The 17,650-nt window shown below is 69.4% G+C and carries 13 protein-coding genes; 1 reads left to right on the forward strand and 12 read right to left on the reverse strand.

Annotated elements, in window-relative coordinates; translation table 11 throughout:
* Nucleotides 1-93: 93 nt before the first annotated feature.
* The 10 genes from R9X41_RS22880 to bcsD all read right to left on the reverse strand — a co-directional run bounded on the left by R9X41_RS22880 (nucleotide 94) and on the right by bcsD (nucleotide 14,111).
* On the reverse strand, nucleotides 94-756 hold the full coding sequence (locus R9X41_RS22880; RefSeq protein ID WP_318632727.1) for an alginate O-acetyltransferase AlgF: 663 nt from the start codon (nucleotides 754-756) through the stop codon (nucleotides 94-96).
* Nucleotides 753-1,406: an SGNH/GDSL hydrolase family protein gene (locus R9X41_RS22885; protein ID WP_318632728.1), complete on the reverse strand. Its 654-nt coding sequence runs from the start codon at nucleotides 1,404-1,406 to the stop codon at nucleotides 753-755. The genes R9X41_RS22880 and R9X41_RS22885 overlap by 4 nt, the downstream gene beginning before the upstream one ends.
* A 21-nt stretch (nucleotides 1,407-1,427) precedes the next feature.
* Nucleotides 1,428-4,184 (reverse strand): tetratricopeptide repeat protein, encoded by a 2,757-nt coding sequence (locus tag R9X41_RS22890; protein ID WP_318632729.1) that lies wholly within the window; start codon nucleotides 4,182-4,184, stop codon nucleotides 1,428-1,430.
* Nucleotides 4,160-5,347, reverse strand: coding sequence for a cellulose synthase complex periplasmic endoglucanase BcsZ (gene bcsZ, locus R9X41_RS22895; protein ID WP_318632730.1), 1,188 nt, complete (start codon nucleotides 5,345-5,347; stop codon nucleotides 4,160-4,162). The genes R9X41_RS22890 and bcsZ overlap by 25 nt, the downstream gene beginning before the upstream one ends.
* A gap of 228 nt (nucleotides 5,348-5,575) precedes the next feature.
* Nucleotides 5,576-7,528 carry a cellulose synthase subunit BcsC-related outer membrane protein gene (locus tag R9X41_RS22900; RefSeq protein WP_318632731.1) on the reverse strand — a complete coding sequence of 651 codons (1,953 nt, stop codon included), beginning with the start codon at nucleotides 7,526-7,528 and terminating at the stop codon, nucleotides 5,576-5,578.
* A gap of 114 nt (nucleotides 7,529-7,642) precedes the next feature.
* Nucleotides 7,643-10,015, reverse strand: coding sequence for a cellulose biosynthesis cyclic di-GMP-binding regulatory protein BcsB (bcsB, locus tag R9X41_RS22905; RefSeq protein ID WP_318632732.1), 2,373 nt, complete (start codon nucleotides 10,013-10,015; stop codon nucleotides 7,643-7,645).
* Nucleotides 10,016-10,044: 29 nt separating this feature from the next.
* Nucleotides 10,045-12,261, reverse strand: a complete 2,217-nt coding sequence (bcsA, locus tag R9X41_RS22910; RefSeq protein ID WP_412556641.1) for a UDP-forming cellulose synthase catalytic subunit — start codon at nucleotides 12,259-12,261, stop codon at nucleotides 10,045-10,047.
* Nucleotides 12,258-13,031, reverse strand: coding sequence for a cellulose biosynthesis protein BcsQ (gene bcsQ, locus R9X41_RS22915; RefSeq protein WP_318632733.1), 774 nt, complete (start codon nucleotides 13,029-13,031; stop codon nucleotides 12,258-12,260). Before bcsQ ends, bcsA begins: the two co-directional genes overlap by 4 nt.
* On the reverse strand, nucleotides 13,028-13,618 hold the full coding sequence (bcsP, locus tag R9X41_RS22920) for a cellulose biosynthesis protein BcsP (RefSeq protein WP_318632734.1): 591 nt from the start codon (nucleotides 13,616-13,618) through the stop codon (nucleotides 13,028-13,030). The genes bcsQ and bcsP overlap by 4 nt, the downstream gene beginning before the upstream one ends.
* A 37-nt stretch (nucleotides 13,619-13,655) precedes the next feature.
* The gene (bcsD, locus tag R9X41_RS22925) at nucleotides 13,656-14,111 is read right to left on the reverse strand and encodes a cellulose biosynthesis protein BcsD (protein ID WP_318632735.1); all 456 of its coding nucleotides are present in this window, start codon (nucleotides 14,109-14,111) and stop codon (nucleotides 13,656-13,658) included.
* Between the two features lie 142 nt (nucleotides 14,112-14,253).
* On the opposite strand from bcsD, the gene R9X41_RS22930 reads away from it, so the two are divergent.
* Nucleotides 14,254-15,915, forward strand: a complete 1,662-nt coding sequence (locus R9X41_RS22930; protein ID WP_412556642.1) for an MFS transporter — start codon at nucleotides 14,254-14,256, stop codon at nucleotides 15,913-15,915.
* A 9-nt stretch (nucleotides 15,916-15,924) separates the two neighbouring features.
* On the opposite strand, the gene R9X41_RS22935 is transcribed toward R9X41_RS22930, so the two are convergent.
* Together R9X41_RS22935 and R9X41_RS22940 are read right to left on the reverse strand one after the other, a co-directional pair.
* The gene (locus tag R9X41_RS22935) at nucleotides 15,925-16,689 is read right to left on the reverse strand and encodes a DUF481 domain-containing protein (RefSeq protein WP_318632736.1); all 765 of its coding nucleotides are present in this window, start codon (nucleotides 16,687-16,689) and stop codon (nucleotides 15,925-15,927) included.
* A 66-nt stretch (nucleotides 16,690-16,755) separates the two neighbouring features.
* A complete protein-coding gene (locus tag R9X41_RS22940) occupies nucleotides 16,756-17,328 on the reverse strand; it encodes a PEP-CTERM sorting domain-containing protein (protein ID WP_318632737.1) in 573 nt (190 codons plus the stop codon).
* Nucleotides 17,329-17,650 lie beyond the last annotated feature (322 nt).

Raw genomic sequence — 17,650 nt, forward strand, 5'->3', positions numbered from 1 at the left:
GAAGCAGTATGTCGAATAGGCAAGGCTATTTTTGTTCGCCCCCCCCCGGTCCGGTTGGACTAGTCGCCCCGGCCGATTATGCAAACCCCGCCTTCAACGGGCGATGGCGTCGGCGGCGAAGATGAGCTTGGATGCACCAGCGCCAGCAGGCACCAGCAGCAGGCTGTAGCGTTGGCCGGCCTGCAGCGTGCCGAGGTCGACGGAGGCGCCGCGCGGCTGGCCGTCGCAGGTGGGTTGCACCGACAGCGCCACCGGGTTGACCATGCGGCGCTGTACCGTCTTCTCGGCCACGCCGCTGAAGATGCCGACGCCCTTGCCTGCGGTTTGCAGCCCGGCGGCCTTGCAGCCGGCGTCGTAGTTGTAGAAGGCGATCGCCGACTTGAGCGCGTTGAAGTCGTCCGGCGATTCGGCGATGACCGCGGTGCGCAGGCCCTTGCCGTCGGCGGTGGGCAGCGCGACCACGGTAGCGAAGGCGCCGGGCGCGGTCTTGACGCTGACCGGGGCCTTCTGGCCGCCGCCCTCGAAGGCGCCACCGATGTTGGTGTCGGGCTTGACCGACAGGTATTCGGACACCGGCTTGTCGGCCGGCAATGGCAACCGGGCCTGGCCGGAGACCACTTCGAGCCGCTGTGGCGCGGCATTGACGAAACGCACGAAGGCCGAGTCCTGCGACGGTCCGGTGTCGTAGAGCTTGGGCGCGGCCTGGGCCGTGGCGCAGGCCGCGGCGGCCAGCGCGAGCAAAGCGAAACGCTTCATTTCTTCTTGGCCACGGCGGGCGATTCGGCGATGGCGTTGGCGATGGCCGAGCCCCACTGCTTGTAGCCGGTGTTGGTGAAATGCTGGCCGTCGATGGTGCGCCACTGGCCGGGCTTGGAGAAGGCCAGCGAATCCACATAGCTGCACGGCGCCACGTTGGAGGCGAGGAACTCGGAGGCCGTCTTCACCTTGTCGAAGGTCTTGCCGTACTGGCCGCCTTCGCTGCCCCAGGCCGGGCCGACCCAGACGCAGGCGGTGCCGGTGGAGGAGATGTCCTTGGTCAGCGCCGAGACCTGGCTGTAGGCCCAGGCCTTGGGATAGGTGGACTGCTTGTAGCCGCCCATGGTGTCGCCCATGACGACGACGACCAGGTCGGGCTTGTCGGTGGCGATGAGCTGCTTGACCGGCTTGGTGGCGGCAGCCGAGCCGACGAAGGTGATGGGGCCGTTGCCCGTGCGTTCGGCACCGCCGCAGTCGCTCTGCTTGGTGGTGGTCCAGTCGCCGGCGACCGAGCCGCAGACGCCGATGGTGTGCACCTTGGCGCCGGCCTGCACCAGCGGGTCCTGCAGGGTGTCGATGAGGTAGCCGCCATTGGCGAGGTGGCTGTCTCCGATGATGAGGATGGTGAGTCCGGCCAGGGTGGCGAGCATGGGATTCCTTTCAGTCGTTTTCTACCGGGCGGCGGCCGAAGGCGCGGGCGCGGTCCGGGTCCGTGCCGGTATTTCGGCTGATCCTACCGAAGCTGTAGGGCGGGCAAAAGGATTGTCGGCAGAGACAAAGCCGGGGGTCGGGTCTTGGCCACGCACCGCGCCGGCCGGCGCGGCCTGCGGCGCCAGCGACGGGTTGCGGGCGACCACGGCGGCCTCGGCGCGGCGCAGGTAGGCGACGGCCTGGCCCTTGCGGCCCTGGGCACGGTAGAGCCGGCCGCGGGTGGCCAGCACGTCGGGGTTCTGCGGTGCCAGCGCCTCGGCCTGGTCGATGCGCTGGTCGGCCTCGCGGAAATCGCGTTCGGCCACCGCCAGGCCGGCCGAAGCCAGCAGCGTGTTCACGTCGTTGGGTTCGCGCGAGAGCATTTCGCGGTAGATGCGCTGTGCCTGGCGCGGCTGGCCGGCGTCGGCGTACATGCGCGCCAGCAGGCCGAGCAGGGCCGGGTCCTGCGGGGTGTCGGCCAGCAGCGGGCGCAGCAGTTCGTAGCCGGCGGCGAGCTGGCCCTGCTTGCGCAGCGCCTCGGCCTGGCGCACCACATAGGCGCGGCGCAGGGTTTCCACGCGGCGCTGATCGTCGCTGTCGAGCTGGCCGGCCTGGATGCGGCCTTGCATCTGGCGCAGCAGGGTGGCCAGGCCGGCGTCGTCCTCGGCGGCGAGCAGCACGTCGCCGTAGCGCAACTGCAGCGCGGTGGTGGAAGCCTGCGCGGCGGGGTTGCGGGCGGTGCGCTCGATGGCGCCGCCGAGCAGCGCACGGGCACGGTCGAGCTCGCCCAGGTCGACATAGGTCTGCGCCACGATGGCCAGCAGCTCGGCGTCGTCGCCCACGCGGGCGGCCGACTGCGCCAGCAGCGCGTTGGCCTCGGGCAGGCGGCCGTCGCGGGCCAGCGCCAGGGCCTGGTCGGCCTGCACATGCAGCGCGGCGCTGCGCTGCAGGCTGCCCATGGCGGGCGTGCGCTGGGCCGGGGGAATCTTGTCCATCAGCTCCAGGATCGCGGGCCAGTCCTTCACCTCGGCCAGGAACAGGCCGTTGGTGTAGATGACCTCGGGGTCGGCCGGCTTGCGCTCCAGCAGCGACTGCATCAGGTTGCGCGCGCCGGTGCGGGCACCGTTGCGGTTGTCCAGGCGGGCGAGCTCCAGGCGCATCCAGGGGTTGTCGGGCGACAGGTTCACCGCCTGCTGCAGCTTCTCGCGCGCGCTGCCGTCCTCGCCCCGCGCGAGCATGGCGCGGCCTTCGCCGTAGGCCTGTTCGGCGCGCAGCTGGTCGATGTCGATGCGCGAGCGTTGCTGCGGCGTGAGGCCTTCGATGAAGGCCAGCGCCTCGGTGGTGCGGCCGGTGGACGACAGCGTGCCGACCAGGCCCTTGAGCGCGTCCGGATCGTCCGGGAAGCGGCTGAGCACATGGCGGAAGGTGCGCTCGGCGTCGACATAACGCTTCTGGTCGGTGTAGACGGCGGCCAGCGTGTTCTCGGCGGTGGTGTCGTCGCTTTCGGGATCGACCGCCATCGCCTGCTGCAGACGGCGCGCGGCCTCGTCGTAGCGGCCTGCCGTGCGGGCGGTGCCGGCCTGCTGAACCAGCTCCCAGTAGGTGGCCGAGTCGAGCGCCTGTTTCCACTGCTGCGGGCCGTCGATGCGTTCGGCCTGACGCAGGTAGTCGCGCGCTTCGCCCCAGCGCTGCTGCTTCACCCGCACCAGTCCGAGCCCGCCGAGCGGCCCGCCAGCCGCCGGGCGCAGCCGGTGGGCTTCGGCGAAAGCGGCTTCCGCCTCGGCGACTTTGTTGTTCTGCAAGGCCGCGAAGCCGTCGGCCATGCGCATCGACACCGGGTCGAGCTTGCGTGGCGCATTGGCGGCGGCCGCGGCCGCGCCGCCACGCGACGGGCCGGCCACGCCCTGGCCGGGCAGCTTGGGGCCGCGTCCGGCGAGCTGGTCGCGGATCTCGGTGTCGTCCGGATTGGCCGCGAGGTATTCGCGGAACAGGCCGGTGTAGGCGGCCGGCGGTGGCGAGCCCAGCCAGCCCATGGCGCCACGCCACTGTTCGGTGGCCTCGCCGCCGATGTCGCCGCGTTTGGACAGGTTGGCCAGCGAGCGCATCGCGTCGAGCCGGGTCGACGGGCTCTGCAAGCGCAGGCTCGCCACGGTGAGCGCGATGCGGGAGTCGCCGGGATAGTTCTTCTGCAGCCGCTGCAGGCCGGCCAGGGCTTCGTCACGACCGCCGTTGGTGTAGCCCAGCACCGAGTAGTACTCGACACCGATGCGGCCCAGCGGCTGGCGGCCCTTGAAGAGGGACTTGTACTTCTGCACCGCGTCGTCGAAACGCTTCTCGCGCACCAGGATGCGGGCCTGGTCCAGGTCGGCCTTGCCGGTATTGGAGGCCAGCTCCAGGTCCTGCTCCAGCTCCTTGAGCTCCTGGCTGTCGGGGTGCGCGCGGCGCAGTTGCTCGGCGTAGCGGCGGGCGTCGGCGGGCTTCTTGGCGTCCAGCGCCAGGCTGCCCAGGCGCGACAGCGCCTCGGCGTTGCCGGGGTCGGCGGCCAGCAGCTTGGTCCAGGCCTCGGTGGCGCGTTCAGGCTGGCGGGCCTGCCAGTAGCGGCCCTGCTGCAGCAGGGTGTCGATGACGGTCTGCGACTGCGCGGGCGCCGGCGCGGCCTGGGCGAGGGCGAAGCCCTGCGCGGACAGGAGCAGCAGGCCGCAAGCGACGGCGATCAATGAACGGGTGTGGCTCGGCATGGCGATGTCCAGGCCGGCGCGAGGGCGCCGGATCGGGTGAATTGGTAGCGTCCGTCCAGCCAGCCCTGGCCGAAAAGGGTGAGCACGAGGTCGTAATAAGGTGGCTGGCGCTGCTGCACGGCCTGCGGCGACAGCGCCTGCTGCAGCCCGTCGGCCACCCGCTGGCGCTGGCGCGCGAGCGCCGCCGGCGCGTTGGCGGAGGCCAGCAGCGGCAGCATCGCCGCGGAAAAACCGAAGGATCCGGTGCCGCGCATCGCGCCGGTCGACACGGTGACCGACTCCGGCGGCTGGCCGGCGGCGACCGTGGCGCGCACCTGGCCGGCCAGCGCGGTGCGCAGCGGCTGGGCCAGCGAGTCGGAGGGCGGGGTGACGCCGGCCCAGAGATAGGTGCGGATCGCGTCGTAGCTGCCAACGTCCTGCTTCTCCGGATGCGGCCCGAAGGCGCCCTTGCCCGTGGCGTCCAGCGTGAAGGCGGTCCAGTCCGGCGCGAAGCCGCTCGGCGCGGTCACGTCCTGGAAGATGGTTTCGGTGTTGCGCGCGATCGCGCCCCACGGTCCCACGGGCGACGCCGACACCAGCCGGCGCAGCACCGGCGGCGGCTGGTAGCTGGGGTTGAAATACCAGCGTTCGGGGTTGTGGTGGACGAAGCCGAATTCGCCGGGCATGAGCATCGGCCCGAGCCCGGGCACCGCGACCACTTCGCGTTTCTCGATCTCGGCCAGCAGCAGGCGCGCGTCGCGCTCGTAGGCCGGCTGCTTCCACAGCCGTGCCGCTTCGAGCAGCGCGTAGGTGAACCACAGGTCCGCGTCCGACGCCGAATTGCCATCGAGCACCCGCCAGGAGTTGTCCGGCGCGAGGCCCCACCACCAGGCCGGCAGGCGCCCTTGCACCTGCCCGCCCATGAGGTTGTCCACGCTCCAGCGCCACAGCGCGTCGAAGCGCGGCCGATCGTTGGCCACCAGCGCGAAGAACATGCCGTACGACTGCCCTTCGGACGAGCTGTGTTTCTGCGGCGTGCTCGCGTCGATCACCCGCCCGTCGGCCTGCACGAAGTGCGTCACGAACGCATCCCACAGCGGCCAGCGCGCATCGCACCCCGGCGCGCCCCAGGCAGGCGCCACGGCCGCCGCCGACAACAGCGTGAGACAGTCGCGCCGCATCATGCAACCCGATCCCCCAACAAGCAGCCAGCACTCCCCAAGCGGAGACCGTGCGCAGCACGCCGACTGTTGGTGAGGCGTGGCAGCGAGGCTATGCCGAGCCAGCCCGCCGCCCCCGGAGAGGGGGTAGGCGAAGACACGAAGTGCGTAGTCTGGGGGCGAGCCCATCTCTCCGCCCCCGGTGAGGGGGTAGGCGAAGACACGAAGTGCGCAGCCTGGGGGAGAGCCAATCTAGCCTCCATACGGGCTGCGAATCCAGTTGACCGGCATGACCTGCGGTCCCTCGTGCGGCCGGAACGCATAGCGCACATACAGGCTGCCCAGGTACTGGCGATAGTCGCGCGAGTTGTCCAGGCCCAGCCGGCCGCCGACGAACCATTGCGGCTCCAGCTGGTACTCCAGCGCGGCCGCGAGGCTGTAGCCGATGCCCGTCTTGCTCTGGCCGCCGTAGCTGGTGCCGGCAGCGGCCTGCGCGGCGGCGTCGTTCGGGAAGTACGGCGTGCCGTCTTCACGCACGTGCTGCACGCCCAGCGATCCCTTGACCTGGTAGGACATGCGGCCGGTGCGCTGCTGCCAGTCCACCGGCACGCCGATCGACAGGAACTGCTGCGGGCTGAAGTAGCCGCCCTGGCCGAGGGTGTAGTAGCCGAGGTTCTTGTCGTAGTTCAGGCCGGTGGCGGCCAGGCCGGCGGTGAACTTGGTGTCCTGCTCGTTGATCAGGCGAAAGAAGATGCCCGCGCCGTATTCGGCCCGGGTGTTGGTTTCCACGCCATGGCCGAGCAAGCGCGCCACACCGCCGTAGGCATAGAGGCCGTAGCCGCCGCGGTCGTAGTTGGCGTCGAGCCGCGCGCCGTTGGAAGACACGCCGCCCCACTCCTGGCCGGTGCGCGCGTCGCGTGCGCCGGCGAAGGACAGCACGCTGTCGGTCACCGCGCGGCGCTGCAGGTTCATGGTGAAGCTGAATTCCTCGCTCACCGGCATGCGGTAGCGCACGCCGCCGTTCACGTCGGTATAGCGAAAGCCGATCGGCGTGGTGCCGATGTCGACCGCCAGGTTGCCCTGCTCGTAGCCCACGCCCACACCCAGGCCCTGCTGGTTCTGGCCGCCGGCCGAGGCGCCCGGCTGCGCGGTGGCCACGACCGGGCCGCCGCCGAAGCGGCTGATGCTGTTGAAGGCGGTGTCGATGCGGCCGGTGCCCAGGAACACCGGGGTGACGTGGCCGGTGAGGGTGCCGTCGCCCATGTCCATGCGCAGCTGGATCGGCACTTCGGTATCGGTCAGCCGGCTCATGCCACGCTCGCCCTGGCGGGAGCGCACGACCACACCGGCGCTGACCTCCGGGCGGCCGCGCTGGCTTTCGATGTCGGCGATCTCGCGCTGGAGGTTGCGCAACTGCAGCTCGTCCGGGCTTTCGGGCGCACGGGCGACCACAGGGGGCGCGGCGTAGTTGGCGGACGAGGCGGCTGGCGTCGTGGTCGAGGCCACACCGTCGAAACGCGGGGCCGTGCGCGGCGGCATCGCCGGCACCACGACTTCCTCGCGCGTCGACAGGCTGCTGCGCACGCCGACCGGCGCCGGCACGACCGGCGCGGGGATGGCGGGCGACGCGACGGCGGCGGCACCACCGCCTGCGGGCGGCAGCACGACCGGCGGCATGTAGGCAGGCGTGCCGGTCAGCACGGGTGCCGGCGCGGCCGTGCGGCCGACCGGCGCGGATGCGGGCGACGACGCCGTCCCGCGCTGGATCTCGGCCAGCCGTGCGCGCACGGCGGTGTCCTTGGGCCGCACCTTCAGGTAGGCCTGGTAGAGCGGAATGTCGTCACGGCCGGTGCCGGCGAAGCCGAGCGCGGCGCGCCAGCTGCCGATGGCTTCTGCGCCGACGGTGCGGTCGCGCGCGAGCTGCGACAGCTGCACGATGCCGCTGCGCAGCGTGTCCGGCTGCGAGGCCAGCAGCTGCGCCAGGGCCAGCCGCGCGGCCATGTCGCCGGGCTGTTCGAGCACGCGCTGTTCCAGCTCGCGCCGGGTGTCGGCCGGGCTCTGGGTGGGGTCGGCCGCGAGCGGCACTTCCAGCGGTGCGGGGGCGGGCGCCGGCGCGCGGCCGCGCTTGGTGGCGGCCTGCGCCGGCATCGTCTGCAGGGCGCCGAGAAGGCACAGGACGAGGGTGCGGCTACGGGATGGATGCATGGGCTGCTCGCAGGGTCTCGCGCAAAACGCCGGATGGAACTGCCCCGGCCGACGCGGCCGGGGCACGGAAATCCCGCCGCCGGGGCGGCACGCGGCGGGGTTCGGTCTTCGGCGTCACACCACCAGGCGGCTGCGGGCGCGGGCGCGCAGCACCACGTAGATCACGATCGCCAGCAGGGCCGCGCTCGCCAGGCCCAGGATCACCAGCAGGATCGGGTGGCTCGACAGGAAGTACTGCACCGCGGTCAGCAGGCCGAGGCGACCGACGTGGTAGGTCTGCTCGGCCACCAGGCTGGAGACCTGGTCGCCACGCACCACCGACACGCTGCCCTGGATGTTCTTCACCCGGTCGAGGTCGAGCAGGGCGTCGATCGTGTTGCCCAGGCTCTCGGGCTTGTCGGTGGAGATCAGCACCACGCTGCGGCCGCTGGCCAGCGGCGATTCGAAGCCGGAGATCACGCCCTGGGCGCCGTCGCTGGTGAATTTCTCCTCCTGCTTGCGGTCTTCGGGGGTGACGCGGTGGTGACGATCCCACCAGTCGAGGAAGCGGCCGCGCAGGTCCGACAGCGGGAAGCTGCGGGCGGCGGGCGTGATCGCCGACGGAATGTTGGCGGCCCACTTCTGCACCAGCGGCTGGTTGGTGCCGGAAGAGAAGACCAGCAGGTCCTTGTCCTTGACGTTGTCGACCGCGGCCGCGCGGATGACGGTGACGCCGGTCGATGGATAGCCGGCCGAGCGGCCCATCAGGCCCATGGCGTCGAGGTAGGCACCCAGGTCGGCGCCGCCGGCGTTGTCGGGCAGCACCACGGCCGTCTCGGAGAGGTCGGCCATGCGGGTGAACGGGAAGCCGGCATTGCCGAAGGCGGCCAGGTCGGGCATCGGCAGGTAGTGCGAGAAGCCGGAGATGTCGATCGTCGAGTCGGCGTCGATGGCGCCCTTGACGTTGTCGAGCATCACGTCCTTGCAGAACCCTTGCTTGATGTAGTCGTAGTAGTAGTGGAACTGCAACTGCGACTGCGCCGGCAGCATGAACATCGGCACGCGCACGTGCTCGCGGGCCATGACGGTGCCGTCCTCGGTGGAGGGCAGCAGCGCGCTGAGGGCGGCCGGCACGCCGCGCTCGACCGCCAGCAGCGGGTAGGAGCGCAGGAACTGCTCGTTGACGTTGATGTTGAGCGAGGACTTGTCGGTCGTCGGGCGCGGCGTGTAGCGGTAGCGCAGGTCGATCGGAATGCCCTTCTCGCGCCAGCCGAACAGGTCGGGCGGCACGCGGAAGTTGACGCGGACCAGGTCGGGCTCGTAGCCGGAGACGTTCAGGCCGCGCTGGTCGGCGATCTCGCCGAAGCGCACCGGGCGGTCGCTGCGCAGCCACGCTGGCGCGTCGTAGGGCTTGCGCGCCACGACTTCCTTGAGCGGCTGCACGCTGGCCACGCGGCCCGACAGCGTGGTGCCGCCGACGGCCAGCACGTTGGCCGCGACCTTGATGTCGGCCGCATTGCGGCCCATCACCACCAGCAGCTTGGAGACCGGGTCGTTGGGGTTGGTGACCATGGCCACGGCCGGACCGGTCGGCACCGGCAGCTCGACGCCGGGAATGCCGGTGTTGCCGGTCATGAAGACCACCGCGGCGCCCTTGGCCGGGATGGTGTCGTTGGACGCCGGGAACTTGGCGCCGCGGTAGCCCGCCAGCGAGCCGAACCACGAGGCGACGGCGCCGGCGCCCTCGAGCGTGGCCTGCTCGGCGTTGCCGACAAAGACGAAGGGCAGTTTCAGGCCGCGCACGTCGCGGCGGTCGAAGAAGGGTGCCGGCAGCAGGTTCAGGTCGTCGGGCAGGGCGATCGGCGCGACGGTGAGCTCGAGCTCGCTCTGGTTGGCGATGCTGGCCCACAGGCTGGTGTGCACCGGGTCCTCGCAGTCGAGGGTGTAGTGTCCGATCAGCTCGATGTCCAGGCGGTTGAAGTCGGTGATCATCCGCACCGGGATGTTGACTTCGGTCTGCAGGTCGGTGCCGGCCTGCTCGCGCGGCACGGCGATGCTCTGCGCGACTTCCTGGTTCACCCGCACGTTGATGTGCGAGATGTTGGCCAGCAGGGCGGGCGAGTACGCGTACTTCAGCTTGAGCTTGGCCGAGGTGACGACCTCGTCGGCACGCACGCTGAAGGGCACGCCGCCGGAGCCCTGCACGCCGCGCAGCTGCAGCGGGAAGGTGGCGCCGAGCTGGCGCAGCGAGACCGAGTAGGTGCGCGTCGGGCCGGGAGGCGCGGGCGGGTTGACGGTGGGCCGGCCGACCACGCCGGCGGGCGAGGTCGAGATGCCGGACGACGATGCGGCGCCCTGGGTGCCGGCCGCGGTGCTGCTGCTGGTCTCGGTCGCCTTGTCGGCCTTGCGGGCTCGCGTGGTGGCGGCGTCGGCTGGCAGAAGCACCGTGGTGCCGAGTGCCAGCGCGATTGCCGCAGGAAGTACGCCCCGGGCCAGAGCCCGGTGCATGCGCGGCGTTGTTGCTGCTGTCGGAACCATCAATCCCCCGTCTTCAAAGTTGGGCCTGTCCGCCGCGTCATGCGGGGAATGCGCAGCATGCGCCAGGCGTTGATAAAAAAGATGCCGAAACCGCGTGCGCCGATGCGCAGCACGCCACCCAGCGCCTTGAGCGGCGTGTCACGCTCGCCCCGGCCCCAGTTCTGTGCCCAGAGATCGGCGCGCGCGAAAGTCATCTGCGCCAGCGCGACCTGCTGGATGGTGGTGAGTTCCTCGAAGTGCACGCCGAGCTTGTTGCCCCGGCGGAACACCACCTCGGCCGGGAACGAGGCTTCGTCCTGGTCGCGGTAGATGGACACGTAGAGCCGCTCGCCCAGGGGGATGTCGAGCTCGGAGGTGAGCGCCAGGCCCAGGCCGGTCTGCGAGAAGTCTTCCGTGCGGCAGGCTATGACGCGGCCGTCGGCCAGCGAGATGGACGCCCGCAGCGAGGCGATCACCCGCGGCGTCTTGCGCACCTGGCGGCTCTCGGAGGCCACCGCGATGGCCGCGCTGAGCATGATGATGTTGTAGGTGGTCCAGATCAGGTTGATCGCCAGCGTGGTGTATTGCTCGCGGGCGAAATCGCCGACGACCACCCGCCACACGCCCAGCCCGATGCCGATCAGGCTCAGCAACACGAGGATCACGTAGGGCCGGGCGATGTTCCAGTCGAAGTAGGAACGGTCGACGATGCCGCCCTTGGCGGTGACGTTGAACTTGCCCAGGCGCGGGTTGATGAAGGCGGTGATGGTCGGCCGCAGGATGTACCAGGCCAGCACCGACTCGTAGACCTCGTTCCAGAACGAATGCCGGAAGCGGCCCTGCATGCGCGAGTTGGTGATGCCGGCGTGCAGCAGGTGGGGCAGGGCGAAGGCGGCGATCATCAGCGCGGTGGCCTGGAACACCTGCGCACCGAAGAACAGGTAGGCCAGCGGCGCGGTCATGAAGATCAGCCGCGGCGCGCCGTAGAAGAAGTGCAGCATCGCGTTGAGGTAGCACAGGCGCTGGCCGAGCTTCAGGCCGCGCCCGAGCAGCGGGTTGTCGATGCGGCAGATCTGCGCCATGCCGCGCGCCCAGCGGATGCGCTGGCCGACGTGGCCGGCGAGCGATTCGGTGGCCAGGCCCGCGGCCTGCGGAATCGCCAGGTAGGCAGTGTTCCAGCCGAGGCGGTTGAGCTTGAGCGCCGTGTGCGCGTCCTCGGTCACGGTCTCCACCGCCATGCCGCCGATGGCCATCAGCGGTTCACGACGGATCAGCGCGCAGGAGCCGCAGAAGAAGGTGGCGTTCCAGAGGTCGTTGCCGTCCTGCACCAGGCCGTAGAACAGCTCGCCCTCGTTGGGAATGGCGCGGAAGGTCTGCAGGTTCTTCTCGAACGGATCGGGCGAGAAGAAGAAGTGCGGCGTCTGCAGCATCGCCAGCTTGCGGTCCTTGAGGAACCAGCCCATGCACACCTGCAGGAACGAGCGCGTGGGCACGTGGTCGCAGTCGAAAATGGCGACGAATTCGCCCGAGGTCACCTGCAGCGCCGAATTGATGTTGCCGGCCTTGGCGTGGCGGTTGTTGTCGCGGGTGATGTAGCCCACGCCGACCTCTTCGCAGAACAGGCGGAACTCCTCGCGCCGGCCGTCGTCGAGCACGAAAACCTTGAGCTTTTCGCCCGGCCAGTCCATGCCCATGGCGGTGTAGACCGTCTGGCGCACCACTTCGAGCGGCTCGTTGTAGGTGGGGATCAGCACGTCGACGGTGGGCCAGGTGTCGAGCGTGGCAGGCATCGGCAGCGGCTTGCGCTCCAGCGGCCAGGCAGTCTGGAAATAACCCAGCAGCAGCACGGTGAGGGCGTAGAGCTCGGCCAGCACCAGGCCGGTGCCGAAGAAGGTATCGACGAAGCCTTCGAAGCCGGTGGTCTCGGTGATGCGCCAGTAGATGTAGCGCAGCGAAGCGGTCAGCGAGAAGACGATCATGGTGAGCGTCGGCAGCCGGCCCGGCACCTTGCGCAGCAGCAGCGCGCAACCGAAGCTGACCGCTGCGAAGATCACCTGGCCCCAGAAGTCCAGCGGCACGGTGAACACCGTCACGAACAGCGCGATGCCCACGATGCCGGCGATGATCCGCGCGGCCGGATGCCGCCACAGCGAGAGGTTCACCACGTCCGTCATGCCGGTGCGCAGTCGCTGGCGCAGGCTGCGCTGCGGCACCTGGAAATTGTCTTGACTGGTCATGGCGCTTGAACTCCTGCGCAGAGCCGTGCGAGCACGGTCTTCGCGATTTCCATCAGGTCGGCCGCTGCCTGGCTGTCCTGGGCGTAATCGAAAACACTTTGGTCGTAGGCCAGCGCCTCGGCGACCGACTGGTCGCGGTGCACGCTGCCCACGAAACGCTCGCCGAACAGGCCGCGCATCACCTGCGCGACGTCGGCCGAGAGCTGGCGGGTGGCGTCGGCCTGGTTGATCAGGTGCAGGTGGCCCTGGTAGTCGCCCCGCCCCTCGGTGTAGCTGTCGACCAGGCTTTCCATCATGGGCAGCGTGGCGTAGGAGGCGGCGTCGGGCAGGGTGACCAGCAAGGCCATGTCGGCGGTGGCCAGCGCCTGGCGCAGGTAGACCGACGGGCCGGGCGGGGTGTCGATCAGCACGATGGCGTGTCGCACCATGCCAAGGTTTTCGAGGTGCTCGCGCAGCCAGTCCGGGTGCGTGGCGAGATGCTCCTCGAACAGCGTGCGGTCGTCTTCGTTGAGCACACCGTACGACATGACGGCCACGCCGCGATCGCTGCGCTCGCAGTTGGCGCGCCAGGAGCTGCCGGCGAGTGTCGCGCGCGACAGGCCGTCGATGGCCTGCGGGTCGAGCCCGAAATGCAGTCGCAGCGCGTTCTGCGGGTCGAGGTCGGCCACGAGCACCGGCTGACCGGCGTGGGACAGCGCTGTCGCCAGATTCGCGGTGACAGTGGTTTTGCCGACGCCGCCTTTGGCCGAAGCGATGGCCAGCACTTTCACGAGCGCAGCAACCTTCTGAGGATGGACGCGTTGCGGTCGGCGGGCGCGGCCGGTGGTTCCGGTGCACGCGCCAGTCGCGCGAAAACGCCCGCGAGTTCGTTGCCGCCGGCCGCAGGCACCGGCGTCGGGGCGGCGCGAGGCGGCGCGGGCGGCACCAGCGGCTGCGGGGCCTTGGGCGTTGCGGCGCGCGCGGGCAGTGGCTCGGGCGAAAGAATCGGCTCGACCGGTGCGGCGGCGGCCATCACCACCGGCTCGACCGGGACCTCGCTCGCGGTCGGACGGGGCGGCACCATCGGCGCACGCGGGCGGGCGACCGGCGGGCGATGGCGCGCCTCTTCGGCGGCAGCAGCGGCCGCGGCTTCGTCGAACACCGGCGCCACCGGGCCGTCGGACACCGGCGCGGCGGGCAGACCACCGGCGACCGGGCCGGGTCGCACCACGCGCGCGGCGTCCTGCTTGCGCACGTTGGCCAGCAGCGGCCAGCGTTCGCGCGACTGGCGCACCACGTTGTCGCGACCGAGTTCCTGGTAGCCGTCGGATTCACCGCCGAACTGGCGGTAGAGGTTGGCGATGTCGTCGGAGCTCATCGGCCCGTCTCCAGGCGGATGCGCGGGGCAGACTTGCTCATGCGGCCTCCAGTCGCAGCTCGATGGAACCGGCGGCGTCGGGCGCGCTCACCTGCCGCACCTGCAGGGTGCCGGCCTGCGACTGGCGGAACCATTCCTGGTACACGCCCTCAAGGAACGCCGGCGACCAGGCGGTGGAGTCCGGTCCGAAGGCGGTGATCAGCGGCGAGCAGTAGTGCTGGATCCGCAGGCTGCCCGGCAGTTCCTCGAGCGCCACCCAGCCCCAGTCCTGGCCGACCCAGATGCGACCCATGGCGATCTGCAGCTCGTCGAGCGTATTGCAGTCCGGCAGCGGACTGGCTTGTGCGAAGCGGGCGCCGAGGCGGCGCATCAAGGCCTGCAGGTCACCCTCGGCCAGCTGCTGAGAGAACTCTTCAGCCATGGCCCGCAGGAAGCCTTTCCACTGACGCGAACACTGCAACTCGGAAAAATATTCGGCGACGACTGGTTCCACGAGGTGAAGGCTTAGTGAGTTGTAACTTCAAATGGGAAATGTATGCAAAGGTAGGATAGCAGAGCAACTATCGTCTGTCGCTTGTGATTAGCCTGCGACTGCCAGAACCGTTGCGCAATCACTCCGGCGTCACAATCGGGCGATGCCGCAGCCAACGTCCGATAGCCACGCCGCCCCGCCCCTTTCCAACGCTTCCAACGCTCCCGCCGCGCCCACCGCCCCGGCCGCGAGCCCCGACACCCAGTCACCGCTCGCCCCCCTGCACTCGCCGATCTTCCGCATGCTGTGGGTGACCTGGGTCGTCGCCAACACCTGCATGTGGATGAACGACGTGGCCGCCGCCTGGCTGATGACCTCGCTGACCACCTCGCCGGTCATGGTTGCCCTGGTGCAGTCGGCCTCCACCCTGCCAGTGTTCCTGCTTGGACTGCCCAGCGGCGCCTTCGCCGACATCCTGGACCGGCGGCGTTATTTCATCGTCACCCAGATCTGGGTGTCGGCCGTGGCGGTGCTGCTGTGCGTCACGATTCTTTCCGGCTGGATCGGGCCGGGCCTGCTGCTGGCGCTGACCTTTCTCAACGGCATCGGGCTGGCCATGCGCTGGCCGGTGTTCTCGGCGATCGTGCCGGAGCTGGTGCCGCGCTCTCAGCTGCCGGCCGCCATGGGGCTCAACGGCGTGGCGATGAACGCGTCGCGCATCATCGGCCCGCTGGTGGCCGGCGCGCTCATCGCCGGCGCCGGCACCGCCTGGGTGTTCGTGCTGAACGCGGTGCTGTCGGCCGGCGCGGCGGTGGTCATCACCCGCTGGAAGCGCCAGCACGTGGTGAGCCCGCTCGGCCGCGAGAAGCTGGGCAGCGCGATCCGCGTGGGCCTGCAGTTCGTGGTGCAGTCGCCACGCATGCGGGCAGTGCTGATCCGCGTGGCGTCGTTCTTCCTGCATTCGACGGCCCTGCTGGCGATGCTGCCGCTGGTGGCGCGCGCGCTGCCGGGCGGCGACGCCGGCACCTTCACCGTGCTGCTGGCCTCCATGGGCACCGGCGCGATCATCGGCGCGCTGGGCGTGCAGCCCCGGCTGCGTCGACGCCTGGGCCGCGAGGAGATCGTCTTCGGCGGCACGGTGCTCACCTCGCTGGCCACCGTCGGCGTGGCCTTCTCGCCCAACATCTACCTGGCGGTGCCCTGCATGCTGGTCGGCGGCGGAGCCTGGCTCTGCGCCGCCAATTCGCTCACCACCTCGGCGCAGTTCGCGCTGCCCGACTGGGTGCGGGCGCGCGGCATGGCGATCTGCCAGATGGCGATCATGGGCTCCACCGCCGTCGGCGCGGCGGTGTGGGGCCAGGTGGCCGACATGGCCAGCCTGCACATCGGCCTGGGCATCGCGGCGGTCAGCGGCGTGATCGTGATGGCGGCGGTGCAGCGCTTTCTGCCCGACCGCAGCCTCATCGAAGACCTGACGCCCTCACGGGCGTTCAAGGTTCCGGTGGTGGAGATCGCGCCGGAAGCCGGGCGCATCCAGGTGTCGATCGAATACGCCATCGATCCGGCACGCGCCGAGGAATTCCGCCTGGTCATGCAGGAGAGCCGGCGCAGCCGCCTGCGCCAGGGCGCGCGCGAATGGCACCTGCTGCGCGACGTGGTCGACCCGCGCCTCTACTACGAGCAGGTGATCGACGACTCCTGGACCGAGCATCTGCGCCGCTTCGACCGGGTCACCGCCTCCGACGTGGCCCTGCGCGACCGCAAGTTGGCTTTCCACGTCGGCGAAAGCCCGCCGGTCGTCACCCGGCGAATCATCGAGCGCTGAGGCTGCGCTTCAGTCGAAGCGCAGCGAGACCCCGGTGACGAAGGACGCGTCGCCGTTCTTCAAGCCCACGCCGGGATCGCTGTCGTAGCGGTAGTTGACGCCCGCCGTCAGGCTGAGCGTGTTGGTCATGGCCACCGAAATGCCCGCGTCCAGCAGCGCGCGGTAGGCGCCGGTATCGGTCAGGTTGGGGTAGACGGTGAGCTTCTGGCGCAGCTTGGTGGTGCCGGTGAGCTGGTGGCTGGATTCCTCGGCCAACACCATTTCCGTGCGGCCGTATTCGCTTCGGGTCTGGCCGAGCACGCTGGTCGGCGTGACGTAGCTGTCCTGGGTGTAGCCCAGGCCGACCGAGATGTCGAAGGTGAGGTCGTCGCGGCGGATCATGTGCCGGCCCACACCGCCTGCCAGCGAATACCGGTGGGCGATGTTGGCGGGCCGGTCCTTCAGGAAGTCGCCCGAGCCGAAATAGAAGCTGTTGCGGGAGATGTCGCGGTTGTATTGCGTTCCGGCCACGTAGCGCTGGGTCGACGTCACGCCGTTGACCCGTCCGAAATTGCCCTGCCCACGAAAGGTGAGCTTGTCGTGATCGGTCACCTTGGCCGCCTCGCCCGTCGCGTTGAACTGCGTCGTGTCGGTATTGCCCGAAGTGGCGTTCGCACCGGCGGTCAGCAGGTAGCGCCACTTGCCATCGGGCTTGAGCGTGACCTGGGCTTGCGCGGAACAGGCGGCTACGGCGGCCAGCAGGGCGAGACTTCGCGCGGGCTTGCGTACGGGCATGGGTTCGATCCTTCCGAGGGTTTTGCCTAAACCCCCGATGTTGCACTGCAGCAGGTCGGTCCGTCTTTACAGGGCTGCTGGGCTTGTTTCAAGTCGTAGGGTTTGCCCGCGTCGGCGGCGGTGCATGAAAGGCGTCATCACGCCCAGGCCCAGCGCCAGCATGGCGTAGGTGCCGGGTTCGGGAATGGGAGAGACGGCCACGTCGTAGGCGACATTGCGGATGGCCAGGATGGAAGGGCTCTCATCGTCGAAGCCGTTGGCGACCCCGAAGGTGATGGAGCCGGAGTACGGCGCCGAAAATGTGTATGTCATCCAGTTGGTGCTGCTGTAGTCGCCGACGCCTCCGACATGACTCAGGAACTGGAAGCCCTCCGTGGTCGTGAAGTGATAGGCGTAGTCGTCGATGTAGTTTTCGACGAAGACGTCGCCCGCACCGAAGCGCCATTCGAAGGAGTGCAGGTTGCTGACTTGGCCGCTGAGCCGGGCGGTACCGCTGAGCGTCGCCAGGTTCTCTTCCACCGAAATGGCCGAATTGGTGCCGGTGAACCTGCCGAAGGTAGTCAGGTCGACATACGCCGCCTTGGCGCCGGAGCCCGTCCCGGTCAGAACGATGGCGATGGGCAAAATCAAATGTTTCATGGCTGGAACTCGAAGAGATGGAAATTGATGCCAAATCATTTTTCGATTCCGACACGAAAGTAGGCGATCGCTAATTCGGTAATGAATTTGACTGCCTGTAAAACAATGTTGCGTAGGTGGCGCACATATTGCGGGTTTCATGCAGACGAAACGGGTTTGCATTTCGGTAGAGAGCGCCGCGGCGTCCTTTGTCGCGGATTTCTCGCGGGACCAAGTGCGCCCCGCAATACCGGTTGCGTTTTGTTGCGCCGCTTTGAATGATCCGCTGGGTATTCGCCCAGTGAGTGGCCTCCCGCCTCGAGCGGCCGCACGGTAAAACTTG

Origin of the sequence: Xylophilus sp. GOD-11R, from assembly GCF_033546935.1 — a bacterium.
Taxonomy (GTDB): Bacteria; Pseudomonadota; Gammaproteobacteria; order Burkholderiales; family Burkholderiaceae_C; genus Xylophilus.